The sequence below is a fragment of the Caproicibacterium sp. NSD3 genome, from assembly GCF_053613275.1.
On sequence record NZ_CM132119.1, the window covers coordinates 1,418,968 to 1,445,616 of the forward strand.

At 42.1% G+C, this 26,649-nt stretch carries 18 protein-coding genes and 1 tRNA gene; 6 read left to right on the plus strand and 13 right to left on the minus strand.

The genetic code is table 11. The features are described 5' to 3' along the window. Positions 1 to 30: 30 nt before the first annotated feature. Positions 31 to 726, minus strand: coding sequence for a DUF3862 domain-containing protein (locus ACVS9P_RS07015; RefSeq protein WP_452102875.1), 696 nt, complete (start codon positions 724 to 726; stop codon positions 31 to 33). Positions 727 to 1,886: 1,160 nt separating this feature from the next. Here ACVS9P_RS07015 and ACVS9P_RS07020 point away from each other — a divergent pair. The 4 genes from ACVS9P_RS07020 to ACVS9P_RS07035 all read left to right on the plus strand — a co-directional run bounded on the left by ACVS9P_RS07020 (position 1,887) and on the right by ACVS9P_RS07035 (position 6,749). Continuing rightward, positions 1,887 to 3,962, plus strand: a complete 2,076-nt coding sequence (locus tag ACVS9P_RS07020; RefSeq protein ID WP_452104681.1) for a glycosyltransferase family 39 protein — start codon at positions 1,887 to 1,889, stop codon at positions 3,960 to 3,962. A gap of 348 nt (positions 3,963 to 4,310) precedes the next feature. Beyond that, positions 4,311 to 4,658, plus strand: coding sequence for a DsrE family protein (locus tag ACVS9P_RS07025; protein WP_452102876.1), 348 nt, complete (start codon positions 4,311 to 4,313; stop codon positions 4,656 to 4,658). A 73-nt stretch (positions 4,659 to 4,731) separates the two neighbouring features. After that, complete coding sequence (locus ACVS9P_RS07030; RefSeq protein ID WP_452102877.1) at positions 4,732 to 5,610, plus strand: acyl-CoA thioester hydrolase/BAAT C-terminal domain-containing protein; 879 nt, start codon at positions 4,732 to 4,734, stop codon at positions 5,608 to 5,610. A gap of 632 nt (positions 5,611 to 6,242) precedes the next feature. Continuing rightward, positions 6,243 to 6,749, plus strand: coding sequence for a GNAT family N-acetyltransferase (locus ACVS9P_RS07035; protein WP_452102878.1), 507 nt, complete (start codon positions 6,243 to 6,245; stop codon positions 6,747 to 6,749). Positions 6,750 to 7,114: 365 nt separating this feature from the next. On the opposite strand, the gene ACVS9P_RS07040 is transcribed toward ACVS9P_RS07035, so the two are convergent. The 4 genes from ACVS9P_RS07040 to ACVS9P_RS07055 all read right to left on the minus strand — a co-directional run bounded on the left by ACVS9P_RS07040 (position 7,115) and on the right by ACVS9P_RS07055 (position 10,240). Continuing rightward, positions 7,115 to 7,201 (minus strand) — tRNA-Leu (locus ACVS9P_RS07040). Positions 7,202 to 7,268: 67 nt separating this feature from the next. After that, on the minus strand, positions 7,269 to 9,125 hold the full coding sequence (locus ACVS9P_RS07045; RefSeq protein ID WP_452102879.1) for a heavy metal translocating P-type ATPase: 1,857 nt from the start codon (positions 9,123 to 9,125) through the stop codon (positions 7,269 to 7,271). 66 nt (positions 9,126 to 9,191) lie between these two features. Further along, positions 9,192 to 9,554, minus strand: coding sequence for an ArsR/SmtB family transcription factor (locus ACVS9P_RS07050; RefSeq protein WP_452102880.1), 363 nt, complete (start codon positions 9,552 to 9,554; stop codon positions 9,192 to 9,194). A 146-nt stretch (positions 9,555 to 9,700) separates the two neighbouring features. Then, the gene (locus ACVS9P_RS07055) at positions 9,701 to 10,240 is read right to left on the minus strand and encodes a nitroreductase family protein (RefSeq protein ID WP_452102881.1); all 540 of its coding nucleotides are present in this window, start codon (positions 10,238 to 10,240) and stop codon (positions 9,701 to 9,703) included. Positions 10,241 to 10,418: 178 nt separating this feature from the next. Between ACVS9P_RS07055 and ACVS9P_RS07060 the strand changes: the two genes are divergently transcribed. Further along, the gene (locus tag ACVS9P_RS07060; protein ID WP_452102882.1) at positions 10,419 to 10,913 is read left to right on the plus strand and encodes a gamma carbonic anhydrase family protein; all 495 of its coding nucleotides are present in this window, start codon (positions 10,419 to 10,421) and stop codon (positions 10,911 to 10,913) included. A 28-nt stretch (positions 10,914 to 10,941) separates the two neighbouring features. Continuing rightward, positions 10,942 to 11,727, plus strand: coding sequence for a putative hydro-lyase (locus ACVS9P_RS07065; RefSeq protein WP_452102883.1), 786 nt, complete (start codon positions 10,942 to 10,944; stop codon positions 11,725 to 11,727). A gap of 78 nt (positions 11,728 to 11,805) precedes the next feature. Here the strand turns inward: ACVS9P_RS07065 and ACVS9P_RS07070 are convergent, their stop codons facing one another. The 8 genes from ACVS9P_RS07070 to ACVS9P_RS07105 all read right to left on the minus strand — a co-directional run bounded on the left by ACVS9P_RS07070 (position 11,806) and on the right by ACVS9P_RS07105 (position 26,407). Next, positions 11,806 to 12,768: a 5-oxoprolinase subunit C family protein gene (locus tag ACVS9P_RS07070; RefSeq protein WP_452102884.1), complete on the minus strand. Its 963-nt coding sequence runs from the start codon at positions 12,766 to 12,768 to the stop codon at positions 11,806 to 11,808. Further along, the gene (gene pxpB / locus ACVS9P_RS07075; RefSeq protein WP_452102885.1) at positions 12,765 to 13,508 is read right to left on the minus strand and encodes a 5-oxoprolinase subunit PxpB; all 744 of its coding nucleotides are present in this window, start codon (positions 13,506 to 13,508) and stop codon (positions 12,765 to 12,767) included. Before pxpB ends, ACVS9P_RS07070 begins: the two co-directional genes overlap by 4 nt. A gap of 21 nt (positions 13,509 to 13,529) precedes the next feature. Beyond that, positions 13,530 to 14,732, minus strand: a complete 1,203-nt coding sequence (locus tag ACVS9P_RS07080) for an NRAMP family divalent metal transporter (RefSeq protein WP_452102886.1) — start codon at positions 14,730 to 14,732, stop codon at positions 13,530 to 13,532. A gap of 29 nt (positions 14,733 to 14,761) precedes the next feature. After that, positions 14,762 to 15,532 (minus strand): LamB/YcsF family protein, encoded by a 771-nt coding sequence (locus tag ACVS9P_RS07085; RefSeq protein ID WP_452102887.1) that lies wholly within the window; start codon positions 15,530 to 15,532, stop codon positions 14,762 to 14,764. Between the two features lie 267 nt (positions 15,533 to 15,799). Continuing rightward, entirely contained in the window at positions 15,800 to 16,369 is a 570-nt protein-coding gene (locus tag ACVS9P_RS07090) for an ANTAR domain-containing response regulator (RefSeq protein WP_452102888.1), read from the minus strand. Between the two features lie 44 nt (positions 16,370 to 16,413). Continuing rightward, positions 16,414 to 17,736 carry a glutamine synthetase family protein gene (locus ACVS9P_RS07095; RefSeq protein WP_452102889.1) on the minus strand — a complete coding sequence of 441 codons (1,323 nt, stop codon included), beginning with the start codon at positions 17,734 to 17,736 and terminating at the stop codon, positions 16,414 to 16,416. 376 nt (positions 17,737 to 18,112) lie between these two features. Beyond that, complete coding sequence (locus ACVS9P_RS07100; protein WP_452102890.1) at positions 18,113 to 18,241, minus strand: hypothetical protein; 129 nt, start codon at positions 18,239 to 18,241, stop codon at positions 18,113 to 18,115. A gap of 207 nt (positions 18,242 to 18,448) precedes the next feature. Next, positions 18,449 to 26,407 (minus strand): YDG domain-containing protein, encoded by a 7,959-nt coding sequence (locus ACVS9P_RS07105; RefSeq protein WP_452102891.1) that lies wholly within the window; start codon positions 26,405 to 26,407, stop codon positions 18,449 to 18,451. Positions 26,408 to 26,649 lie beyond the last annotated feature (242 nt).

Consider the following 26,649-nt stretch of genomic DNA (forward strand, 5'->3'; position numbering starts at 1 on the left):
TCGGTATTACAGTACCGGCAACTGGATTTTTTATTTTAGGCTGATTTGGGCTTTAGTGACAAGTTTATCGTCGCTAAACGTTAATGTTGCATTGCTGACTCCATCGGCCCCACGCCAAATATATCCGTATGATGTACTACCAAGAATCTGGGTCTCAGTATTCTTTTCTCCGTCTCCGCCAAAAATTTCTTTGACCTGTTCATATGACATTCCAGTATCAACCTTTTCATATTTTGCAAGATCAATTGTCGGGTATTTGCTTTTATCATAAAGTCCAACTTCTGCCTTATCCGTAACTTTCCCGGATTGATATGTAATAACTGCAGATGATATCACACCTGATCCAGTATAATTTACAGCTTCTGTTTTTACTCCATTCACCTCATTGCTTGCACCTTCTGTGCCTTTTCCTAAGATTGCTTCTACCTCATCTTTGCTGGCACCAAGTGCTACTTTTTCATAAAGTTCCGAAGTTATTTTCCCTTCAGCTTTCGAACTACTCGCCGCGGATGAAGTGGCTGAAGAAACGGATGCTTGTGCTGGGGTCGCCCCGGCATTATTTTTCCCAGCCATATTAGTAGCTACTCCAATCACTACAAATACGGCAATTACGATCAGAACCCATTTTCCAACTTTAGACTTTTTTTTCGGGGGTTTCTGAGAAGGCTCAGAAAATTGATTCGAATCATTACTTTCTTGTGGTGCTGCTTCCTTTGTGTGTTTCATAAAAATCTCTCCTTTAAACTATATATGTTTACAATATATACCAATATAGATTGAATTTCAATCAATTAATCATAATTATTGGTTTAATTATTTACTAATGCTACATTTTTGGAACATGAAGCTTAAAAATGTTTTCTATGGAATTTTTCAGTTAATTAATTGAAATAAATGTGAGAAGCTTAGCTACTACAAAATCTTACTTTGACAAATAAGATTTTGTATGATATACTAATTAAGTTGAAAATATTCAACAAGCCTATCTTTTCGTGCCAAACCGGAGGCTTTAATTTCGGCGTTGAAGGTCATTTATGAACTGTTCCAAATATCAGTCAACAAAAGCAGGTATAGCAGTCGATAACCCGGGCGTTACACGGGACTAAATATTATTGGGCATTCACTTCGGTGGATGCCTTTTTTATACTCAAAAATCAATATTTGCTTTTAAACAATCCTTGAATTTCATCGAATTTCATCTAATAATGGCTATTATGTAGAAAAGGGTGAGGAGGAAAATGTCAGATTGCTTTTCTTATTTTAACTTCATAATGAGTATTATTACTGGAGTCATTTCAGGACTTATTGCTACCGAAATCTATTATTTATTTGGTAGAAAAAGCAGATTTATTGATGACAAGCAAACTTATGTACATCATGTTTCAACGTATAGGGTACCCCTGCCGTGCATCTTTCTGTCCTAGCACAAATAATTAATGATTAAAACGATTCCCCAGCTATCTTTTTTAGGATAGCTGGGGAATTGTTGCTTTTAATACGTCCAATTTATTGCAATTCATGTAAGAATACTGCTGTGAATTTTTAGAATAACGATCAGGTTTCAAAAGCCGGGCCATTCTCTCACCTAATGTTCATCAAACCTCTATTTAAAATTCACTCAGTTCTCACATGAATTAGGTAACCTATTTTTATAAAAAGCAAAAAAGATAGCGTGACATGCTGCACAATCAGAATAACCGAGGCAATGATAAAAAGAGTCCCTATATTAAACTTAGGAGTAAGGATAAATGATGACAAACAAAAAGCGCCGTGTTCTATCCAAAGCTGCTCTTGCATTGATCCTCCTATTGGCCGGATTTCTGTCGATATTCAACATCTGGAACGAAGGCTACAGCAATGAATTTTATGCAGCCAGCGTAAAAAGCATGCTGACAAGCTGGAAAAACTTTTTCTTTGTCTCTCTCGACCCAGGCGGGTGGGTGACGGTGGATAAGCCACCGATCTCGTTGTGGGTGCAAGCGGTATCCGCAAAGATATTCGGATTTTACGGCTGGAGCATTCTGCTGCCGGAATGCCTTGCCGCGGTAGCGACAGTTGCTATTATCTACCATATTGTCAAGCGGCATTTCGGCAACGTGGCGGGGCTTGTCTCCGCGCTAGTTCTGGCTCTCTCGCCAATCTTCATTGTGGTCAGCAAAACTAATAACACAGACTCCGTCTTGATTTTTTTCATGACGCTCGCGGCATGGGCAATGATGGTTGCTGCCGATAAAGGGCAGTTACGCTGGCTGCTTTTGTCTGCAGTGTTTCTGGGTATCGCCTACAATGCTAAAACGCTGGAGGCATTTCTAATTCTTCCCGCCCTTTACGCCGTCTATTTCTTTGCCTCAACTAGAAAGTGGAGGACCCGTATCTGTCACCTTGCGGTGGCAACTCTCGTTCTCATAGTTGTATCCCTTTCGTGGTCGGTAATTGTGGATCTCACCCCTGCCAGTGAGCGGCCGTATGTCGACAACAGCACTACGAACTCCGAGCTGGAATTAGCTTTAGGCTACAACGGGATTCAGCGCATTATTGGTCAATCCAAGGGTGGAAGGATACAAGGAAACTCGTCGGACTTCACCCCTCAATTTGGGAATACAGAAGGTTTCGAAGCACCAGACTCTGATTCAGCGAATGCACCCAACGCGGACGATTCCAATCCTTCACAAATACCAGAGGATGATCAGGCAGCCGATAACTCAGGTGACACTACTACCAGTACTACACAACCAGCCGTATCCGCTGAAGACAAAAGCCTTCATAATAGTAGAGATGGCAGCAATCTAGATGACAGTGACACCAAAGGCAATCTGTTCGACCACAGAGACGACGGTAATATGGGTGGCAGCACCGGAAACAGCATGTTTAACGGCGGAGGCAGCGCAGGTGTCCTACGCATGTTCAATACTACCCTCGGGGGGCAAGATAGCTGGCTTCTTCCGTTTGGCCTTTTCTCCGTTTTCGCACTTTTTGCCGGAATGCGAAAATCGGTGGAAACGGATGCCGAAGTGCGGAGAAAACGGCGCGCCAACGTTTTGCTCTGGGGCGGCTCAGTAGTCACGATGTTTACGTACTTCAGCATTGCGCAGTTCTTCCATCCATATTATATTTCCGCGATGGCGCCGTTTCTGGCGGCTCTCGTAGGAATCGGGCTGACGGAGATGTGGAGACTGTATAAAACAAAAGGCTTTGCGGGCTTCCTACTTCCGCTAGCGTTGGTCGCCACGGGAGCTGTGCAGATTCTTATGCTCCGATCCTATCCGTCTTACTCTGGGGTTTTGATCCCAATCGTTTCCATTGTTACGGGTATTCCAGCCTTACTCCTGCTTGTGTGGAAACTCCTGCACAGAAACACGGCCGGGAAGCTAGCAACAGTCTGCGTTGTCCTCGGTATCACGGGACTATTGGTTGCCCCCGCTGTGTGGACAGGATACTCTGTTTTTTCCGGCAACATCAATTCTTCCATCCCCACCGCCGGTCCTTCAGCGGAAAAAAGCGGAGCGTTCGGCCAGGCAGGAGGGCAGCAGCTTGGAAAGGAAAAATCTAGAATTGGTGATTCTTCTAGTTCCGAAACAGCACTCATTGATTTCCTTGAAAGCAACAACACGGGTGAGAAATTTCTGGTTGCCGTGCCAAGTGCCTCCGAGGCGGAACCAATCATTCTTGCCACTGGAAAACCCGTTATGGCAATCGGCGGCTTCAGTGGGAACGACAACACTCTGACTGTAGCAAAGCTGCAGCAAATGGTAGAACAGGGAAAATTGAAATACTTCCTGGTTGGCGGAAAAGGCGGCATGGGTAATTCTTCCAATGAGGTAACCAAATGGGTAGAAGAGAATGGAACAGCAGTTGATTCAAATGAATGGAGCAATTCTTCCAGTTCCAGTGCAGTCAAAATCACGGAAAAATCAGATACGTCCGAAACTCTTTATGATCTTTCCTCCTATAAGGATAAATAATCTCTGTTTTATGCTGATCTCATCCTTGTGGCTACCTGACTGATTTGTATTCTAGTCTCAATGTTAAAGAGCAAAGTTGACAACCAGGCTCCGGATAACACCAGCGATTAAAAACAATAATATAAAGCAATTCCCCAGTTATCCTTTTAAGGAAAGCTGGGGAATTTTTGTTATTAACACGTCTAATGATACGTTACTATTATGTTGAATATTTACAAACTTCAGTACAAAGGGTATTATTAACGTAATAATGAAAAGAAGCCAGTACAAAATTCATAAATTTTCCAACTTCACTAGCCAAACGCTTAAAAAATTATAATCTGAAACTTAGAAAGGATTTTATATAAGATGGATCATGTAATCTTTCATATCGATGAATTTCAAAAGTGGAAACTGCTCCTGAACAATGTTAAAAATCTACTGCTTTCATATGACAACGAACCTTCAAACATCTCTGTAGAAGTGTTGGCTAATTCAGAGGCCGTCAAAGGATATATAGATAACAGTGACTTGGTCGATAAAAACTCGCTGAAAGTTTTATCACAAAAAGGGGTTACATTTGCGGCATGCAACAACGCATTGCTCGGGATGGGTCTTTCTAAAGAAGAGATTTTTCCTTTCGTAAAAATCGTTCCAGTTGGAGTCAGGGAACTAATTGACAAACAGCAAGAAGGGTATGCATATATAAAGCCTTGAGAAATCATTACAACACCAAATCATTTATATCATCAAAAGGATCAATCTATGAGAATATAGAAAGAGTGGTCATATGAAAGAATACGAAGTGCATGAGAAATTTTGGGATGGAGTTATGTATCCGGTTTCCAAAGAAAAAAATAAAGTTGTAATCGCCATGTCCGGCAGCGAAGGCGGACTAAAGCATGCAGAAATGCTTGCACATTTTTTGCAAGATAACAATATTCCGGCGCTGGCACTTGGCTTATTCAAAACGAAAAACTCCCAACGAAATCTTGACAGAATTCCACTTGAAAGAATTTATGACGTTATCATTTGGCTTCAGAGAAATGGCTATAAAAACATTGCAGTGGAGGGCGTCTCCAAAGGCGCAGAATACGCACTGGCAGCAGCTATTGCGTTTCCGGAACTTTCTTGCGTGATCGTTAAAACGCCGTCTTGGTTTTACAGTGAAGGAATCATTTCACAAAAGCCTTCCGGAACATCCTGCTGGAGTTATCTGGGGAAAGAGCTTCCTTTTACTCCGTATAAAACAAGAAAGTTCGGCATGGGAAAAATGCTATGGAAAGCCAAAGAGTTTAATATTCTCGAAGTAAATACTAGCAAAACCATTGTTCCGGAATCAATCATTCCCGTTGAGAAAATCAAAGCGCCGATTTTAATGTTTTCGACTTCTGCTGATACGATCTGGCCCTCCAAAGAAAGCTGCGAAAAACTGGAAGACAGATTGAATAAAAAGAACTTTTCATATCCGCATCGGCATATTTGTTTTGATCATATGAGTCACATGATGACGGAATACTGCAATCCTCAAATAAGGTGGTTTATGAAGTCCGAAAGACAATATCCTGAGGAATGTGCGAAGGAACGAAAAGAAATGGGAAATATCTGCGTGGATTGGATCAAAAACATTTGGAACCCGGCAGATAAAAAAGAAACAGCAACTCAATAAATTCGAGAGCAGTTTTATTTAACGGCTGCACAGGAGCACAATGTGCCGTCTCCCCTTTCCGTTTGCACTGTACATTATGTTTTCTAAATTTAGTATGGAGATAGATTATGAATATAAAAATGAGCAAAAAAAGGCCATGGTATTTTTGGCTGATTGCATTGTTTCTTCTGTTTATGTATTCGATGGGGATATACGATCTATTTATGATGCTAAGCCATAATGAAGGCTATTACATATCTCATGGATATGGGAATCAAGTGATCAAATATTTTACCAATTACCCTATCTACTTTTTGGCCTTATGGATCACAAATTTAATCTGTGGGTTTGTAGCACCCATATTACTGATCCTTAGAAATAAAGCCGCAAAATCTTTTGCATTGGTTTCGGCTGTCGCCGACTTACTGTTGATAACCTTCACTGCAATATTCAGAAACAGATTTTATGTATTAGGCACAGGGATAGCATGCTTTGATGTTTTTATATTATTGATTACCTTTGGTCTGTATTTTTACTGCAAATATATTGACCATCATTCTATAGAGAAATGATATTACGAATTTTGCATGATGTTTATGCCCTACTTTAAAAGTTGAATTAAATAATCCATGTTATTGAAAGAAGATGCAGATATGGAATGCAAAATAAGGCATTGGAAAGTGGAAGATACCCCTCAACTAGCGAAAGCACTAAATAATAGGAACGTACAAAATAATCTTCGAGATGGATTGCCCTACCCTTATACGGAAAATGATGCGAAAGATTTTATAAAAGCAATGATGGATGCCGACAAAGACAAAACTTTTGCATTTGCTATTACTTTCAATAATACAGTTGTTGGAAGTATCGGTGTATTTCGCAAAGATAACATTCATTTTCGTACGGCCGAAATGGGATATTACATAGCCGAGCCTTTTTGGGGCAAAGGCTTAGGTACCAGTGCGGTCAAGCAAATATGTCACTATATCTTTGAACACACGAATATTATTCGCATTTTTGCTGAACCATTTGCCTATAATACCACGTCATGCCGAATCTTAGAAAAAAACAGATTCAAATACGAGGGAACACTTAGAAGTAATGCAGAGAAAAATGGAAACATTTTAGATATGAAAATGTATTCCCTTATTAAAGAATGAATATGACAATATAAGCAAACAAAATCACTCAGAATCTTCCTGCCCTTTGCATTTTTATATAATAACAACTTTCAACTAAAAAGAAGCACCACCTACCATCCGGCAAAAGGATAGTTGATGATGCTTTTTTGATATGTGAAGTTTTTTCACATTTTATGCTTAAAATAAGGATGCATCAGCTAAAAATTTGTGTTGCATTATGTGTTGCATAACCACCCAAAATGGTATTTTTAAGTGCAAAACAGTACAAATCAACCACTGAAATCCACCACAGGACTACCATCAAAAAAGGAGGACAAAAGAGTAAAAAAAGAATCCTCAACAAATGGTAAAATACCCATCTATCAAGGATTCAAAGCAGTTTTTGGTGCCGGTGGTGGGAGTCGAACCCACACGGTATCGCTACCACGGGATTTTGAGTCCCGCACGTCTGCCAATTCCATCACACCGGCACAAAAGGCACTTTGATATTATATCGTGAATGCCTTTAAATTTCAAGCCCTATTCCTAATATTTTTACTATTTTTCTCTTTTTCCTGCAGAAAGTGCTCTTGAAGCATTTAAAATAGCCAAAATCGAAACTCCAACATCTGCGAAAACCGCAGCCTGCATATTTGCAAGCCCCAAAGCACTCAAAATCAATACCGCTATTTTTACGCCAATCGCAAAAATAATATTCTGCCGAACAATCTGCAGCGTTTTTCTTGAAATTGAAATTGCTGTTGCAATCTTAGAGGGTTGATCATCCATTAAAACAATATCTGCTGCCTCAATCGCAGCATCACTGCCCAAAGCTCCCATCGCAATCCCAATATCCGCCCTCGCAAGCACCGGCGCGTCATTCATTCCATCCCCAACAAATACTAATTGGCCCTTTGGAGATTTCTCTTTTAAAAGTCTCTCGACCTGCTCTACTTTATCTGCCGGCAACAACTCGGTATGATATTCGTCGAGCCCTAATTCTTTTGCGACAGCGGCTCCGACCGCTTCAGAATCTCCTGTCAGCATGACCGTTCTGCGAATGCCACTTTTTTTCAATTCTGAAATTGCCTTTACAGAATCCGGCTTGATTTGATCCGAAATAATAATATGCCCTGCATAAATGCCATCTACCGCTACGTGCACAACGGTTCCTGTCAGATGACAGGCATGCCATGGAATGTTCTCTTTTTCCATCAACTTGCTGTTTCCAGCATAAACAACTCTTCCATCTACTTTTGCGCAGACGCCATGCCCGGGGATTTCTTCTACGTCCGTTACCCGACTGCTGTCCAAAGTATTTGTATATGCATTTTTTAAAGAAAGAGAAATCGGATGATTCGAATAGCTCTCTGCTAAAGCAGCCATTTCCAAAAGTTGCTTTTCACTGATTTTATCTGGATGAACAGCCGTTACCTGAAAGGTTCCTGCTGTCAAGGTCCCGGTCTTATCAAAGACAACTGTTTCTGCTTTAGAAAGGGCCTCCAGATAATTTCCGCCTTTGACCAGGATTCCACATTTGGAAGCTCCTCCAATCCCTCCAAAGAAGCTCAGAGGAATCGAAATCACCAACGCACAAGGACAAGAGACCACCAAAAAAGTCAGTGCACGTTCCAGCCAGACAAGCCACTGCCCACCTGCAACCAGCGGAGGCAAAAGGAAGAGCGCTAATGCCGAAAAAACGACCGCCGGTGTATAGTAATGAGAAAATTTTGTAATAAAATTCTCGGCAGGTGCTTTTTTACTGCTGGAATTTTCGACAAGATCGAGGATCTTTGTCACGGTAGATTCCGAAAACACTTTTGTAACCTGCACCCGCAGAAGTCCGCTCTGATTAATGCACCCACTAATAATCGCGTCCCCAACTTTAACAGTTCTTGGAATTGATTCTCCGGTAAGTGCCTTCGTATCAAGCGATGAATCTCCTTCTAAAACGATTCCATCCAGAGGGACCCTCTCACCGGCTTTAATTAAAATGACATCACCGACAGCCACTTCTTCCGGACTAACCGAACTAACGGCTCCGTCTTTTTCCAGATTTGCCGAATCCGGTCGGATATCCATAAGAGATGAAATCGAGCGGCGGGATTGATCCACTGCAAAATCTTCAAAAAATTCACCGATCTGAAAGAAAAGCATAACCTCTACGGCTTCATCATATTTTCCGATTCCTAATGCACCAACCGTCGCAAGTGCCATTAGAAAATTTTCATCAAACACTTTTCCATGAATTAAATTTTTGATTGCTTCCCATAAAATATCCCACCCAATGACAAGATAAGGAATCAAACAAAAAATAAATTTTCCACCTTCATCTAATGGCAGAAAAAAAGAGCATGCAAATAAAATGCCGCTAACGATAATTCTGATTAACTGTTTCTTTTGTTCTCTCTCCATAAAATCATCCGCTTTCGTTAGATTTTGAATTTGGATTTTAAGTATTACTGATCGCTTAGAAACTCTTTATTCGGATACATGCTCCATGCCCTGATCAAGAATCGTACGGACATGTGAATCTGCCAGAGCATAAAATACAGTTTTCCCCTCTCTGCGGGAAGAAACTAATCTGCTCTGTTTTAATGCACGAAGCTGATGAGAAATTGCAGACTGAGTCATCTGCAGAAGCTGTGCAATATCACAAACACACATCTCCGACTCAAACAGCACATACAAAATTTTTATGCGCGTGGAATCCCCAAATATTTTAAATAATTCTGAAAGATTATAAAGGGTATCCTCATCCGGCATTACCCGATTCACTCTGTCAACAATATCCTGATGTACATGAATAAATTCGCAGCATTCTGCTTCTTGATTCTTCTTCAAGCTTTTCACATTCTTTCATATGAGATAATGTTCATATATTCATTATATGCAAACTCTTTAAAAAGTCAACAAAAACGATTAAAAAAATCCCATGCTAAAATCAGCATGGGATTTTCTAAAAAGGTAACCGTCTCAACCTATTTTTATCATTCAACAAACCGAACAATCTCTTCCATTGGTTTCCGAATTTTGCGCGGTATTTTTTGTTCATTTGGATAGCCAAGCGCTACCATCATGCGCAGCTTCTGCCCTTTTGGAATATCCAGCAGCTCTTTTACCTTATCTTCATCGAAAACGCCGATAATGCAGCTACCCAAACCCTGATTGGCGGCCTCGAGCGTTAAATATGCGGTAGAGAGCCCCAAATCTCCATGCGCATAAACATGGTTTCCAAACATTTCTTGAATTTTGGGGAGCAAGCGTGGCTCCTCCTCTTCACAGACGGTAATCAATACCGGAGCATGTTCTGTAAAGTGATTGACTCCGCAAAGCTGGGTCAACTTTGAAAGTTTTTGCAGCGTTTCCGGATTTGTAACAACCACAAATCTCCATGGTTGACTATTGCAGCCCGAAGGTGCCATTCTGGCAGCTTCCAGACATTTTAAGATTTTTTCTTTTTCTACTGTCTTTTCTTCATACGTTCTGCAGCTATGCCGCTCAGAAGCCAACTGATAAAAATCCGTCATATTTACCTCCTAAATAATATTTGAGTTTATTATAGCATAAGAGAATTTATCTGTGCTACCATTTTGAGAATTAATATTTCATCATTTGGTCTCTCAAATGTTTTCATGTTTCGGATTGTTTCTTATTCTCCGGCATGATAAAATAGATCTGAAAAATAGAAAAGAGGATAAAAATAAAATGTCCGAGTTTTTTTATGTTGCACCCGGCGCACATATAATCGGAGACGTTACACTTGGTAAAAACACCTCCGTTTGGTATAGTTCTGTTTTGCGCGGAGACAAGTCCTACATTCGAATTGGTGAGAATGTGAATATTCAGGATGCAAGTGTTCTCCATGTTGATGCGGATTACCCCATTCATCTTGCCGACGGAGTCAGCATTGGTCATGGTGCTATGCTGCACGGTTGTTCCGTCGGAGAAAACAGTCTGATCGGGATCGGCGCCATCCTCCTCAACGGCGCTAAAATTGGGCGTGATTCGATCGTCGCCGCCGGAGCGCTTGTTACGATGCATAAGACTTTTCCGGACGGCATGCTGATTTTAGGCTCTCCAGCCCGTGCTGTCCGCCCATTGACCCCGGAAGAAATCGAATCCAACCGCAAAAATGCCAAAGTCTATCTGGAGCTTTCCAAAAAAGAGCTTTCTCCTGCTGCGTGTTCGTCGTCAAAATAAGACGGCTAATTATAAAGGAGGTTTTTTCATGGACTTTTATCATGAGGATCCAAAAACGGTTCGCCAAATGATTCGCGAAGGAAAGATTACTTCTCCCACTTCCGGCATGTGCGCCGGGTATGCCCAAGGGAATCTCGTTGTTCTCCCAAAAGAATATGCTTATGATTTTTTGCTCTTTACACAGCGAAATCCGAAGCCTTGTCCTGTGTTGGAAGTCAGTGACGTCGGTTCGAAAGAATTTCCACTAACTGCAAAAGGCAGCGATATCACTCGGGATATTCCCCGCTACCGCATTTATGAACACGGCGAACTAAAGGGCGAATATACGGATGTCTCTAAATTTTGGCGGGAGGATCTTGTAAGCTTTCTTCTGGGCTGCAGCTTCAGTTTTGAAGCGCCGATGATTGAAGAAGGGATTGAAGTCCGCCATATCACACTTGGCTGTAATGTTCCCATGTTCATTACGAACATTCAATGCAAACCGGCCGGTATTTTCCATGGTCCGATGGTTGTCAGCATGCGGCCGATTCCATACGAAAAGGTAGTCAAAGCCGTTACGGTAACAGAACGCTTACCACAAGTACATGGAACCCCGATTCACATCGGAGATCCTGCCCATATTGGAATTAAAGATCTGCAAAAGCCTGATTTCGGAGACCCTGTCCCGATTCACGAAGGAGAAGTTCCTGTTTTCTGGGCCTGCGGCGTCACTCCACAGGCGGTTGCTATGCAGGTAAAGCCCAGTTTTCTGATTACTCATTCCCCCGGGCATATGTTTATTACCGATGTGAAAAATTCTCAGCTGGGCGGCTAATTAGTTTTCCTGAAATAAAAAGAATCCCTGTGCAGTTCATTTAAAAACCGCACAGGGATTTTTTATAGCTTTAAAAAATCAGCCTGGAAGACTTAGCATACAGATTTTAAAAATCTTGATCTTATCTGCATACTCTCTGAGTGCCTGTTGTGCTTCTTCAACCGTTACTTTTTGAAACCGAATAAAGCTTCCCGGCCGCATCTGCCCAACTAGGGGAAGATCCGCCGTAATCACCGTAGCGATTTTAGTATAGCCACCGGTAGTCTGACGATCTGCCATCAAAATAATTGGCTTGCCGTTTCCGGGAACCTGCACCGCACCGATCACAATTCCGTCGGAAATAATATCTCCGCCTTTTTTGTGCTCGATCACAGCGCCATCCAATCGATAACCCATCCGGTCAGAATCACTGGTAACCTGATAAGGCGTTCCAAAGAAAGTATTGATTCCGGCTTTTGTAAAGCAGTCGTCCTGCGGTCCAAGCACCGCGCGCAGCGTTACTTCAGGATAATAGGAAGGAATCATGCGCGGAGAAGCTTCTTTCAGCACTATTTTTGAAAGAGCTTCCTCTGAAGCACTCAGCTGCAGTTCATCTCCGGTTTTGAGATTGCGTCCTTCAAAGCCGCCGACCTTTGCCTTCATATAAGTCGACTTGCTTCCCATGACCTCTGGAACATCAATCCCACCTGCAAACGCAATGTAAAGTCTCGTGCCGGAAGTCGTCATGCTGAACGAAACCGTATCGCCAGCTTTTACGCGAATTGCTCTCCAGATAAAAGAAGGCTGTCCATTCACTTTAACTTGTGCAGTTGCTCCGGTCACCGCAAAAACTGCGTCTCCGGTAAATTCCATGGTCGGCCCCAGAAGGGTGCATTCCAAAACGGCTTCCGTCTCCGGATTTCCGACTAAAAGATTCGCCGCACGAAACGAATAATCATCCATCACGCCGGAAACAGACATTCCCGATTGTTGATATTCAATTCGGCCCTTATCCTGAATTGTTGTTAGAGGCCCCGCCATTTTAATTTTCACACTGCTCATTTTGCGGCACCTCCTTCCTTCGGAAAATAGCGATACTCATAGGTGCCGTTCTTCACAGCCTCTTCAATCGACTGATATTCTTTCTGATCAATCGGGACAAATCGAATATAATCACCCGCATGATGTAAAATTGGTGGTTTGCGCTGTGGGTCATAGAGCAAAATCGGCGTTTTTCCGATCAGCTGCCAGCCCCCAGGGCTATCAATCGAATAAATCCCGGTCTGAGAACCAGCAATGCCAACGGAGCCCCCTGGAATCTTTGTCCGCGGCGTTTTAAGACGAGGAGTCGCAATCTTTTCGTCCATCCCTCCAAGATAAGAAAATCCAGGAGTAAAGCCCAACATATAGACCAGGTAATCCCTTCCGGAATGAATTTTTATGACCTCTTCTTCTGTAAGGCCACTATGTTCACACACAGATCCGAGATCTGGACCAAGTTCTCCACCATAAAGCGTTGGTATTTCCAAAATATTCGGACTTGGGAGATCCATATTCTGAAGATTCTCTTCCAATCCTTGTAAAGTTTCTAAGATTTCCTCATAAGGGCACTGCAGCGGATCATACTGCACCAACAGCGACCGATAAGTCGGATTCATCGCCTTAATAAACGGGAACTTCTTTTGCTCGATTGCCAAATACATTCCACGTACTTTCGCACTGATCTCTTCAGAAATCTCATTTCCAAATTCGACGACAATGCTGGAATCTCCTGCAATCAAATAATGTGCTTTTTCATACATGATTTTTTATTTTCCCCTCTCTTATGCAAAGAGTTTGCCAAGACTACCAAGAGAAGTAATGCCCAGATAAGCAGAAAGAATCACGACGATAATGCCAAGAACAAAAAGGACTTTCGGATGATGATAGCTTTTCCCCATGATTTCCGGTTTCTGTGAAGCGATCAGGCAAATTCCCAGAGTCAGCGGAAGGATCAATCCATTGAGTGCACCTGCCAGAACCAAAAGCTGTGCCGGCTGACCGATCACTACCATTATAAGAGTGGAAAGTACAATAAATCCGACCGTAAACCATTTTTCATACTTTGCAACGGTTGTATTGAGCGTTTTCAGGAAGGAAACAGAAGTATAGGCCGCACCGACAACAGAGGTAAGTGCTGCAGAAAGCAGAACCAATCCGAAGAAACGATAGCCAAGTTCACCAGCGCCCTGCTTAAATGCGTCTGCAGCAGGATTGGCAGGATCTAGTGAAACACCCTTTACCACTACGCCAAGGATTGCCAAAAACAGCAAGATACGGACAAGCGTTGCAATTCCAATGCCCATAACGGAGCTTTTTTTAATTTGTGCAAGGTTTTCTTCCTTCGTAATCCCCGCGTCGATCAGGCGATGTGCGCCGGAAAATGTAATATATCCGCCGACAGTTCCGCCCAGAAGGGTCAGAATTGCAGGAAATAATGTGGTGTATCCAACAGAAGGAACAAAGGTCTCTTTTACGGCTGTCCCCACCGGAGGCTGAACAATAAAGATCACAATAAAAATGACTAAAATCATTACGCCGCCAAGAACTTTTGTAAGTGTATCCATTGCTTTTCCAGCGTTTTTAAACAGGAAAATCACGACACCCAAAGCACCAGTAATGATATAGCCCCATTTCAAGTCAACACCCAAAAGGGTATTAAAGCCCAGTGCACCGCCACCAACATTACCAATATTAAAGACCAGTCCGCCAAGAACAATTAGTGCGGCAATTACGTAGCCCATGCCTGGCAGCACTTTATTGGCAACATCCTGCCCACGCAAACCCGAAACACATAAAACTCTCCAGACATTAAGCTGTACGACAACTGAGAGGATAACTGAAACCAAAATAACAAAGCCAAATCCGCCCTGATAATCATTGACAAATTTTGCTGTCTGCGTTAAAAATCCAGGACCAATTGCAGAGGTTGCCATAATAAAAGCCGCACCTAAAAGCACCCCAAAATTTGATTTGTTCTTTTCCATCTGGATTCCCCTTTCTTATTCCCAAAAATTCAGCGAAGACCTTCCGCTAAATTACAGAGCTTGATTCCCTCTTTTTGCAGGTTTTCACGAATATTCTTCACGAATTCCACCGCTTCCGGGGTATCTCCATGAACACAAATCGACTGTGGAGAAAGCTGCACCGTTTCCCCCGTAATCGCAATCACCTGATGCTCCTTGACCATCCCTATAATTCTCTTAATACACTCGTCCACATCATGAATTACTGCTCCCGGAGTTCCGCGTGGAACAAGGCTGCCATCCGCCTGATAAGCACGGTCTGCAAAGACTTCACTTGCCGCACGCAATCCAATATCGGAAGCTGCACGAATCATCTGACTGCCGGAAAGAGCCATCAGAATCAAATTAGGATCGACTTCATAAATTCCCTCGGCAATTCCACGCGCAAGATTATAATCTTTTCCCGCCATATTATAAAGAGCGCCGTGTGGCTTTACATGCTGCAATTTGACTCCGTTTGCATCACAAAACGCACGCAGTGCACCTAGCTGATACTGAACATAAGCTTTTGCCTCAGCAGGAGTAATTGTCATTTTACGGCGTCCAAACCCCATCAAATCCGGGAATCCAGGATGTGCGCCCACTGCCACCTGATTCTTTTTGCACAATTTTACTGTTTCGTCCATTACGCAGGGGTCTCCCGCATGAAAACCGCAACCAACGTTTGCAGAAGTAATAAATGGAATGATCTCTTGATCTCTCCCGATTTTGTAAGCACCAAAACTTTCTCCTAAATCACAATTCAAATCGATCCAACTCATACACAACACTCTCCTTTAAAAAATAAAGTACAACAGGATTTCAGCGCTTTTATATTACCATAATAACTTATAAAAAATCAAATAGTAACTGTCGATTCTTATGTAGAACTTACAATCTGTTTTTTAGCTAAAATTGATATTTTTTTGTCATTTACTGTTGCTTTAGCAATTTGACTCTTTTCTCCAGTGTCAAAAAAGCAAAATTTATGTAAATAAATACAAAAGGCTCTGGAAAAGTAATTTTCCAGAGCCTTTTGTGAAAATATTTTATCCTTCGTAAGTTCTCAGGATATCTTCTGCAATATCTAAGACGGAAAGGCGCTGATCCATCGCCTGTTTTTCAATAAAACGATGGGCCTCCTGCTCCGTCAAATGGCGATACTGTACCAAAGCACATTTTGCTCTACCGACTTCTCTTAGCTCACTAACCTTTTTCTGCAGGCGACTGTTCTCTTTTTGCAAAATTGCAAGGCGCTTATTGGCAATCAAAGACAGACGCAGGGACTGATAAAAGATTGTTCTGTTAATTGGCTTTGAAACAACGATAACACCTTCATCTTCCACACGAAGCGATACAGAATCTGCCAGTTCACTTTTAACGACCATCAAAACACCGGCAGAAGTCGTGTTGCTCAAATCGATCGCCAATTCGTGCCCGAATTCATCTCTTAAAGGGGCATTGATTACAACCAAATCATAAGGCATTTCCAAAAGGATTCTACGGGCTTCTCCGCCGGAAGCTGCAATTCCAATACGGTTAAATTCATGTGCATTTAAAAAATCCGAGAAATATTTTTGTCCTTTACTCGTACTGGACACAATCAATACGCTATCCACCCTTCATCCCCTTTTCCTTTGATTTTTCATTAAAAAAATCTTTTTTACATCCGCAGAAAATATGTTTCCATTTCGTATTTTCTAGTATCACCACAGGTCAGATATTTTTCCCATTCCTTACGTTTTTCTGTAAGGTAACAGTTCAAAAGGGGACTCGGAACATAGCGATGAACAAATTCGCTCTTTTCTGCAAGATCCAGCGCTTCCTCCAGACTCTCCGGCAACATCTCTAAATGCTGCAATTCTTTTTCCGACGCGGTAAAGAGGTTTCGATTTTCCGGATCACAGAGAGGCAGTTTCTCTCGAATTCCTTCCATACCAGCATAAAGGAGCAACGCAAAACTTAGGTAAGGGCTGCAACCCGGGTCTGGACTTCTCAGTTCCATACGAGCATACGAGCCCCAAGAAGCTGGAATTCGCACCAGTTGGGAACGATTCTGATGAGACCAGCTCACATATTTGGGTGCTTCAAAATTTCCAAATCTTTCATAAGAATTTGGAACTGGATTCAAAAAGCAGGTGATTTCACGAATTCGGCGCAGAATGCCCGCCAAAAAGCTCTCTGCAATGGGGTTGTGCTCCCCTGGATCAAGTTTAAAAAGATTTTCTCCATCGCAGTAAAGAGAAAGATTAATATGAAGCCCGCTCCCACTTTCATTCTCCAGCGGTTTGGGCATAAAGGTCGCATAGAGCCCCCCAGCAGCAGCAATGGATTTGACAGCCGCTTTAAAAGCGACCAAACGGTCGGCTGCCGTCAGAATATCGCTATATTTAAAATCAATCTCATTTTGCCCTGGCCCAAGTTCATGGCGGCTGCTTTCGGGGCGCATTCCCATCTCTTCGAGGCTGAGACAAATTTGCCGTCTGACGTTCTCCCCTTTATCATTTGGTGCTACATCACAATAGGTTCCATGGTCCTGAGGAATCAGAGTCGGATTTCCATCTTCATCTGTCTGAAAAAGATAAAATTCACATTCAGTACCCGCTTTGCAGACCAGCCCAAATTCATCGAGGATCTGGGCACGGGCACTTCGCAGCAGGGTTCTGCAGTCCCCTACAAAAGGAGAACCATCTGGTGTACGGATATTACAGAAAAGGCGCACGACCTGCCCCTCGGAGGGCCGCCATGGCATAGGGGTCAACGTATTGGCATCCGGCACCAAAAACAGATCGGATTCGTTGGCATTCAAAAATCCGCGAACCATACTGGCATCAAACGAGATTCCTAAATCAAACGCGCGAATCAATTCCGAAGGCATTACGGAAACATTTCTTTGGTTGCCAAAAATATCGCAGAACGAAATCCGAATAAATTTCACGTCATTCTCTTCTACATATTGCAACACTTCATCACGGGTATAGTTCATAAGAGCTTCCTCCTAAACCATTTTGATACTTCTCTGCAACAGAATATTTTCATTATACGGGAAAACAAATCGAATTTGAATGCAAATAAAGAAAAAAGATTCGTTTTAAAATGATTTTTGCAGAGTTTTTTATGATTTTCTGTTTTATTTCAATCAATAACAAATACTTAACAATTATTCTATATCCTATTTATAAATTTCATTCTCATAACAGCAGAAGACGGAAGTCCTGTAATAACCTCCAAATAGATCGGGCTGTGAAGGATGATGTTTTGAAAATGCCTGCCGAAGACGTTTTTTAACTTGCTTCCCGTCTTTTGATCTTTTTACCGGTAACACCAATACAAACTGATTCCGACTATAATGACTGAACACGTCACCTTTTCGCATGGTTATCTGTAAGCACCTCAAAAGGTTTATTCATGTGCATTCCTTCTTCTACAATCCAATAGTCTTTCCAGCAAACGCTAAATTTACCGAGCATTGTAACCTTAAATGGTTTCACTCTGCTTTCTCCTTTCCATCATAAAAATAGATTTGGTGACTTTTGGAATATTTTGTAAATTATTTTCTTTTTTCATTATATGAAATTTGTTTTAAATATGCAAGCAAGCAAGTTTGTTTTCAAATAATAGAAATTAAAAAAGAACAGCCGCTTCAAAATTCAAAGCGACTGCTCTTGATTTTTACAAAAATGATTTTTTAATTCAAATTACGCATTTGCATTTCTCTTTTGATCGTCATCGTGATTTTCTTTGTCGTATCTCTTCTTAGAAAGAATCATAATAACGACTTGAATCACAGTGATAACTGCCATCATTGCTGTCCACTGATCAAAAATGGCCATTGGATTGTTCATATTTTCCGTAAAAATAAATGCAACGATAGAACCAATTGACGGAATCAGGCTGATAAAACGCCATACTCCATGACGTTTCATTTGGTCTCTGCTTTCCTGGTCATTCTGTGTTCTTGAGGCGATATTTGCGTCCTGTTCTTTCTCTTTCTTTTTACGAAGGAAGAAGGTCAGCAGAAGTGCTACACTACCAAGCACCGTCAGAATACAAAGGATCAAATTCAGAAGTGCCCAATTCTCTGTTGGTACTGCCTTTGGAGCAGGAGAATCCTGAAGCTGTACTTTTTCTGCTTTTTGAGCAGCAGGAGGGTTCTGATCAGGCACCGTCGTCGTTTCCTCAGCTACAATTTTCGGAGCAGGAGCTACCGGAGTCGTACCATTCGGCGTCGTACCTGTCGGTATATTGTTATTGATAGGCGGAGTCGTTGGCGGGGTTACGGGCGGAACCACCGGCGGAATTACCGGAGCTGCAGTAATGATAATTGCTCCATCTGTTACTGAAAGCTGATAATTATTGCGATAATAACTGGTCATTGCTGCCCCTGTGATTGGATCATTTTCTTCCTCATGGGTGCTGTTAGAAGCAACATTGTAGACATCATACGACATACTGTCTGTGAGTCCCATCTGAGTTGTTCCAACATCTGTGCGTTTGACGGAAAACGTATCCGGATCAACGGTAAATTTGTATCCTTCCAAAATTCCCGTAACATCTGCACCACTGACTGTCTGCTCTGTGCCGCTATAAACAAAGCTGTTTGAATAGCCAATAATTGTAATCTTTGCAGGAGTGATCTTCGCAGGAGCCTTCAAGGCAAGCATTTCCGGCAGCTGATAATTTTTCGCTGCCGCTCCACTGAGACTGAGATGAGTCACTTCTACCTCTTTTGCACCATCAACATTTGCACTGTTAAACAAAACATTTCCGGCAGCCGCAGTCAGCTGATCCTGATTTGGCAGACCTTTTACCATAATCGTGTACTGTTTTGCTGCTTTGTTTCCATCATAAACTTTATCCGAAGCCTTGAGCTCAAAATTTTCTTCGACGATCTGATAAGGACGGATGATTAAGGTGCTGTCCTGTGTACTGATATGATAGTTTCCAGGGATTGCAGAATCACCGGTAAGGGCCACATGGATTCCATAAGTCTGCGCGTTTTCTCCCGGATCACGGCTGAGAGAATATTTTAGTGTCTCACCGGAAATTGTTCCGGTAACAGTCGCTGTCAATTCCGGATCGGAATCTCCATAAGTCTTTGTTTTGAAATCTGCACTTACTGCAGCCTTAGCCGGATTGATCTTTGCTCTTGCTGTAATGTTATCAACCGACAGCTCATAATTAGAAGAAGCATCCCCTATCAGCTTTAGCCCTGTTGCTGTTACCTCTTTATCTGCAACATTGCTGCCGTCATAAGAAACATTTTCATCAGAGAACTTCACGCTTTCAGCTTCGACCTGCACTTTTTCCCCATCAACCGTTGTAACGGTCAATGTATACTTCGGTTCCTCATCGCTGCCATCATAAATCTTATTTTCTGCCTGCAAACTGATATCTGCAGCAGTAATCAATTTTGCTTCGATTGAAAGAGCTCCAGGAACATAGTCAATCGAATAATTTCCGGTTACATCTGTCCCGTTCTCTGTAATTTTGGTGTTTTCTTTCTGGAATGTTCCGTTATAGATGCCTTTCTCTGTTCCCTTCGCAGAGTAGGAATACCCACTCAGGGTCTGACCGGAAACAAGCGGCGTTTCATTAGAAATTTTTGCAGTCGTAATAGACTGTTCACTTCCAGAATAGACTTTTCTCTCCGTCTCTCCAACAATCGTAACCGAACGTTTGCTGATTACAACAGGATTTTTTGTCACCGTTAAAGTATAGTTTTCGCTTTGTGATCCCGTTAAAGCCGGTTCGGATGCAAATAAAACTTCTTTTGCAGTTTCGGAAGCATCTGCCGCAACGGTTCCCGTAATCGGTACATTGCTTAGCGCTACGTCATCATTTCCAATTTTTACCTCATCAAAATTATGGGAAGCGGTGACTTCCACTACATTAGTACCATCATAGGGACGATCGATTGGAGTCAGCGTCAATGTAACTTCCAGTTTTGTAATGGTTCCTTTTGCAACAACTGGATTTAAAGTATAATTTCCAAGTTCATTCTTTTTAAGAGAAATGACCGCATTCACATCTTTATCAACGCCGGCATTCGGGTCTACAAAAATAAGCAAATCAAGTGATGTTGTTACTTCATTATTAAGGATCCCATCGACACTTGTGATTTTGCCGTCCGCATCAGTGGTACCATCATATGGTTTTGAATCCACATTCACCGTTATGGCAACCGGGCGCGGATTAATTGCCGCTGTAGTTGATGCTTTATTCAGTGGATTTCCATTTTCGTCCAGAAGTTCATAATTGCCTGCAGAAGAACCACCCAGCTTGATATTGGTAACATTGACTGTTTTATTCGTGCCCTGATTTTTATCTGCAAAAGCAAAGTCTGCTGTCACCAAAATTTTTGAACTGTCAGCCATTCCCCCGCTCTTATCGGAATCAAGGAGGTTCATTGTATTAAAAGCTATGACTCCGTCAGCATTTACCGTGCTGTCATAAATCTTATCTTTCGCGGAGAAAACAACATCTGTTCCAAGCTTTAAAACACGTTTTGTAATACTGGCTTCTGTTGTTTCGACAGTTGGCTGATAATTTTTAGCATCACTGCCTATTAATCCAACTCCCTCAGTAGTCACCGTTTTATTTGTTCCCACTTGCTCATCGTCAAAAGTGGCTGTTGCTTTCTCCCAGCTGACTTCTACCTGATCATTTTGGATCAAGCCATCGCACGAAGCTCCGGTAAGAGTCGCGGTCTGGTTTCCATCGTATGGTTTATCAGCAGCTGTAATTGCAATGGTTACCGGTTTTGCTGTGATATTCGCCGTTGTAGTATCTTCTGCAGAAGGCAGGATAAAGTTTCCTTTTGCGTTATTGGCAAGAGTAATTCCCGTTACCGCAACCGTCTTTCCTTCCCCAACATTTTTATCAGAGAAATTCGCATTTGCATTCTTGGTGTTAATAGTAACTCCCGCTTCATTAAGCAGCTGCTTTATTTCGTCGGGAACACTAAATTCGCTGGACCCTATCACTGCGTCTGTATTTCCGTCATATTCCTTATCATTCACTTTGATGTCAATGGTTACAAAAAGAGGAGTAATATTTGCTTTCGTTAAAAGCACTTGAGGTATTGCATAATTTTCAGCATCTTTTCCAGAAAGTGCAATTCCAGAAGCAGCAACTTCTTTATCGGTTCCAACATCCGCCGTATCAAATTGGAAACTGACTTTTGAAAAATCAAATGAGACATCGTCTTCTCCTATAATTTGATTCATAATTGTGATAGTCCCAATTGCGTTCGTTGTACCATCATAAGTTTTATCGTCGGCTGAAAATGTTAGAGCCAGTTCTTTTGCAGTAATATTTGCAGCAGCAGACGCTGTGTCTTTGATAAAATAATTGGCACAATCGTCTCCGGAAAGTGTGATCCCGTTCACGGTAACAGCTTTATCGGTTCCAACATTCTTATCCTCAAATTGGAAATTTCCACCGCTTACCGTAACCTGATCATTTCCGATGGTCCCTTGAAGGTTTCCAAAAGTCCCTTTTGCATCAGTATTTCCGTCATAAACTTTGTCTTTTGCAAAGGCATTAGCTGAAAGCTCTTTTGGATCGATCACACCTGTTCCGCTTACGGAGAGAGTATAATTTTTGGCACTATCTCCGCTCAACTCCACTCCTTCGATGGTCAAAGCTTTATTGGAACCAGCATTCTGATTATCGAATACCGCCGTAACATGGTCGGTGTTATACTGAATCTCATCTCCGCTAACCGCTCCGGTCACGATCATCTTGCTCAAAACATCTTTTGCTTCTGCGGTTCCGTCATAAGTCTTTCTTGCCGTAAAGGTTCCTATCAAAGGCTTCGGACTAATCGTCACAGCCGCACTGCCAATCACAGGTGCATAATTTGGATTACTGTTCTCCGCTTTTACATAGACGGTTACAAAGCCAACATCTTTTTGCACAATTGGGTCAGACTGCCATGTTGTTCCGTCCATACTATAGAAAATCTCATCAGTAGCTCCGGCAATCGGCGCAATTTCATAAGAAACCCCATGCTCATTTCCGTCATATGTGAAGGTTCCTCCGGTAACTGTGAAGGTACGCTGTGCCTGATCGACCGTAAGGGTTCCGCTCTCATATTGGAAATTATAATCATTTGCTTTTCCACCGGACGGGGTCAGCGTATGCGACCCAGACACTGTCGGCTTTACAACGGTCGGCGCAGTGTATTCTAATGCAGTAGAATCTGTTTCATGATTAACGAACCCGGAAACCACAACATCCGTCTGCGGATCATAACTTTCGAGATCAGCATAATTGATCGTTTTTCCATGGTAAGCTGCAGTTAAAACAGCCGGATTAATGGTTACAGTCGCAGAGCCATAATAAGCTGTATAGTGATCTTTGGTCACCTGATAGCTGACCGCATAAGATTCCACACCCCCGGCGGCATTTCTTTTTACGTGAGTAAAAGAGGGGCTCTGCGTGAATGTGTAGTTCCCGTTTTCATCCATATACCGGACATCAGCGCCCTTGGCATCTCCGGAAAGCGCCACCGTGATTCCATAAGCGTGGCCGTCATAAGTTTTTACTACATTAGGAGCACTTACTCCGGCATTCATATTTCCATTGTGGGAAAACACCGCATAATAAGTAGTATTACCGGTTACTTTTGCACTCGTCATTTCATCGACGGTCACCTTTTGACCATTCTGATTCTGCCATTCTACAAAATAACATTCATTATTGGGCAGTGTAGTCGGAATATCATCAGATTTAAGCGAATTTTGATAATCAACGGCTGCACTTGACTTATCAAGGCTTCCATAAGTTTCGCTTCCTGATTTTACTGCAAAATTCACGGTATACTGGTTAATTGCTCTACTGCAGTAAACATCGACATTATTAGAGGGCATTGTAACAACCATTCCAACCCAGCCGCTGAAATGATACCCTTCTTCTGCCGGCAGCAGCTCCGCTGTAACAGACTGCCCAACCTTGTAGCTGTCGGTCTTATAAATTTCACCATCAATGCTATTGTAGCGATAAGTAATAGTATAGCTTCTAAGATCGAACTTTACATACTGTGTTCCTTCTGAAATAGTCTGCGGATTATTGGCATTTGAAGTATACTCTTTTTCGTCATATCCAACTGTCGGAATCTTTTCTGGTGCGGATTGAAGCTGGTTCCCAGTCAGCGTTTTAAACGTTGTATAGCTGCCGTCCAGATTTTCCATCTGATAGTAAACGGAATAGAGTTCCATTTTGTCATAGACAAACGTATATTCATGATTTTCTTTTGTGAGGACTGCAGAGGTATTCTGAACCTGATATCCCCCAATCGCCTGATAAAAAGCGACCATAGAAGCAGCGCTGGAAGTTCCGGTGGTATCTGCTGTGATCTGAGTCCCCAAAGTGTCTTTATAATGAATCGTATAACTCCAGTTATCCAGTTTTTTATAAGCTAGTTTAATTTCAATCTGATCACGATTCAAAACCACACTGGTACTCATAACCACAGGCTGATATCCATCAATTACTTTTGCAGAAATCGTAACCGTGCTGTTCGGCTGACCGCTGCCGGTATCGGAAGGAGCGATCTCTTTTGTAAGGTCATCTGCATCTACATATTTAATCGTATAGATATCGGTCGTATTAGTGCTGTAATTTGCCTGAAGCGTTGTATCTTCCATAATCTGAGTTGAAAAGCTGAAAGGTACCCCATTTCTGGTCCAATCTTTAAACGTATCCGTTCCGCGAGTCGGATCTGCTGGCTTTTGGGCTGTTCCACCCGCTGTAAAAGTCTGAGAATCAATTTGGGTTCCGCCCTGGGTATCAAAAGTAACCGTTACTTGCTTCGGTATCCATTTTGCATACAAAAGCAGATCTTTCGCCGGCATGGTTTTTCCTTCAAATGTATAAGCATCTCCGGCTAAGGCCTCATTGTCATACCAGCCTGCAAAATACAGGGTGATTCCATTCTCTGTTTTTGTAGTTACTCCAACCTGATAATTTTGAGGTGCCTGATTGGAGATATCTTGTTCATAAGGGATGCCGGTTATATCTCCGACCACCGGTCCACCATTGGTCATAAACTCAAGATCATAGGAATTGCGCGTGTAGTAAATATAGTAATCATTAAAATCCCCATAATAATTAGAGTGATAAGTAAAGCCCGGAAGATTGATAAAGTCTTCCTCTGTAAAATGCCAATTACTATCTCTCACTTTAAAAGGATCGTGGATTTGATGATCTGTTCCAGATTCATAATAATAAATAGTGCTTGAGCCATCCGACTTTTGCCCATATACCGTCAAGCCGCCTTCCGGCATTGTGGGAGCTGCTGTATAAAAAGTATCTCCATGTTTGGAAGTATACCAAAGATACTCACTGTTTTGGCTGCTCGCTTCGTCCCACCATTTTTGAAGAGACTGCTGATATTTAATATCAGTATGGGTATAAGCAGTCTGCCAACTGCCACTCCACCAACCTCCTTTATAAATTTTAAAATTGAGTGTATAGGTTTTACGCTGATAATAAACATTACGAATCGTGGTTCCTTCCCCTGAAACAGTAACTGCGCTGCCATCCGTTTTTTCCTGATTTAATTCGAATCCGGGTTCATCAAGGGCATCATAATCCGCATCCGTGCCTGTTAAACCGGTGCGCTCCACCTTGCTGTCATAAGAATATCCGTCGTCATCGGCGTTTTCTTTCCAATAAACTACCGTATACTTAGCTTCAGTTGCCTTCCATTGACTGGTCAAGGTAAGATCCTTAGAAGGCATTGTCGAATAGGATTCGTTCCATCCATCAAACGCATAACCGGTCTTTGTAGGATTTTGAGGTTGAACAATCGCCTGCCCGTAACGGTAAATAACGGGATCAATATAGCTGCCGCCATCCGTATTATAGCTTAAAGTATATTGATTACGATCATAGAAAATTTCAACGACGGTACTTCCGTCCGGAGCAATCGAAGTCTGTGTCACAGGTTGAGATGTAAATCCTTCGACTGTTTTCGCCTTCGCATCAGTCTGATTGCCAGCCTCTCCCGAAAGCTTTTGCGTCAAGCCGTCGTTCACAATATAGTCTGTCGCTTCTGAATTCTGAAACAGATGCTTTACGGTATAAGTCTGCGTTCCTGCCGTATAGGTAACTTTTTCTGTTGCATTTTCTGCAATGCTGCTCACATTCAAACTAACAGCAGATCTGTCCGGCATAAATCCGGTAACAGATGGAGACACAACATTTGCTGTAAAGTCTTTTCCCTGTTCGACCTCTGCCACATAAGAGGGAGCCGCCATCGTACCATCACCAAACACATAGTTAATGGTAACTTTGTATTTAGCGAGTACACGATATTGTGCATGGATTTTCAAATTCCCGGTAATATTAGAAAAAGATTGATCCCAGCCGGTAAAACAATAGCCATCTTTTCCGGATACCCGCGGTTCCAGCGCAGTTCCTCCTTTTTCAATTTGCTGAGAGGAAATCAGCTGACTCTCAGCTTCATCTGCATAGAACTCCACCGTATAATAAGCGGGGATCTCCTGTTTTTTTGAAGAAGCTGCAGACGAGGATGCCGTTTGCGCAGTATCCTGTGCAAACGCGGTCATCGGCACCATCGTAAAGACCATACCCACCGTCAGCACAAGACTTACGATACGGTTCCATAAATTTCTGTCTTTTTTCATTAAATATGTACCTCCTACTCCCATCTTTGTCAGAATATGAAAGATATTTAAAAAGGATTCTACAAATTTAATTTTTTGTGATATTGTCTATACAATCTTCCAAATTACAGCAAAAGTTGTTCTAATACTCCAATGATTTAAAATACAGTTTTACTGCTATTTTGAGATTTAGTATAATTTTGCTTGGTCACAAAACGGTCACAAGAAAAAAGCCCACATGTTTTTCTCTTTAAAAAGCAAAA

Bases quoted from the DNA above. Each gene is read 5' to 3' on its own strand.
- ACVS9P_RS07015 (WP_452102875.1), bottom strand. From the start codon at position 726: ATGAAACACACAAAGGAAGCAGCACCACAAGAAAGTAATGATTCGAAT.
- ACVS9P_RS07020 (WP_452104681.1), top strand. From the start codon at position 1,887: ATGCTGACAAGCTGGAAAAACTTTTTCTTTGTCTCTCTCGACCCAGGC.
- ACVS9P_RS07025 (WP_452102876.1), top strand. From the start codon at position 4,311: ATGGATCATGTAATCTTTCATATCGATGAATTTCAAAAGTGGAAACTG.
- ACVS9P_RS07030 (WP_452102877.1), top strand. From the start codon at position 4,732: ATGAAAGAATACGAAGTGCATGAGAAATTTTGGGATGGAGTTATGTAT.
- ACVS9P_RS07035 (WP_452102878.1), top strand. From the start codon at position 6,243: ATGGAATGCAAAATAAGGCATTGGAAAGTGGAAGATACCCCTCAACTA.
- ACVS9P_RS07045 (WP_452102879.1), bottom strand. From the start codon at position 9,125: ATGGAGAGAGAACAAAAGAAACAGTTAATCAGAATTATCGTTAGCGGC.
- ACVS9P_RS07055 (WP_452102881.1), bottom strand. From the start codon at position 10,240: ATGACGGATTTTTATCAGTTGGCTTCTGAGCGGCATAGCTGCAGAACG.
- ACVS9P_RS07060 (WP_452102882.1), top strand. From the start codon at position 10,419: ATGTCCGAGTTTTTTTATGTTGCACCCGGCGCACATATAATCGGAGAC.
- ACVS9P_RS07065 (WP_452102883.1), top strand. From the start codon at position 10,942: ATGGACTTTTATCATGAGGATCCAAAAACGGTTCGCCAAATGATTCGC.
- ACVS9P_RS07070 (WP_452102884.1), bottom strand. From the start codon at position 12,768: ATGAGCAGTGTGAAAATTAAAATGGCGGGGCCTCTAACAACAATTCAG.
- pxpB (WP_452102885.1), bottom strand. From the start codon at position 13,508: ATGTATGAAAAAGCACATTATTTGATTGCAGGAGATTCCAGCATTGTC.
- ACVS9P_RS07080 (WP_452102886.1), bottom strand. From the start codon at position 14,732: ATGGAAAAGAACAAATCAAATTTTGGGGTGCTTTTAGGTGCGGCTTTT.
- ACVS9P_RS07085 (WP_452102887.1), bottom strand. From the start codon at position 15,532: ATGAGTTGGATCGATTTGAATTGTGATTTAGGAGAAAGTTTTGGTGCT.
- ACVS9P_RS07095 (WP_452102889.1), bottom strand. From the start codon at position 17,736: ATGAACTATACCCGTGATGAAGTGTTGCAATATGTAGAAGAGAATGAC.
- ACVS9P_RS07105 (WP_452102891.1), bottom strand. From the start codon at position 26,407: ATGAAAAAAGACAGAAATTTATGGAACCGTATCGTAAGTCTTGTGCTG.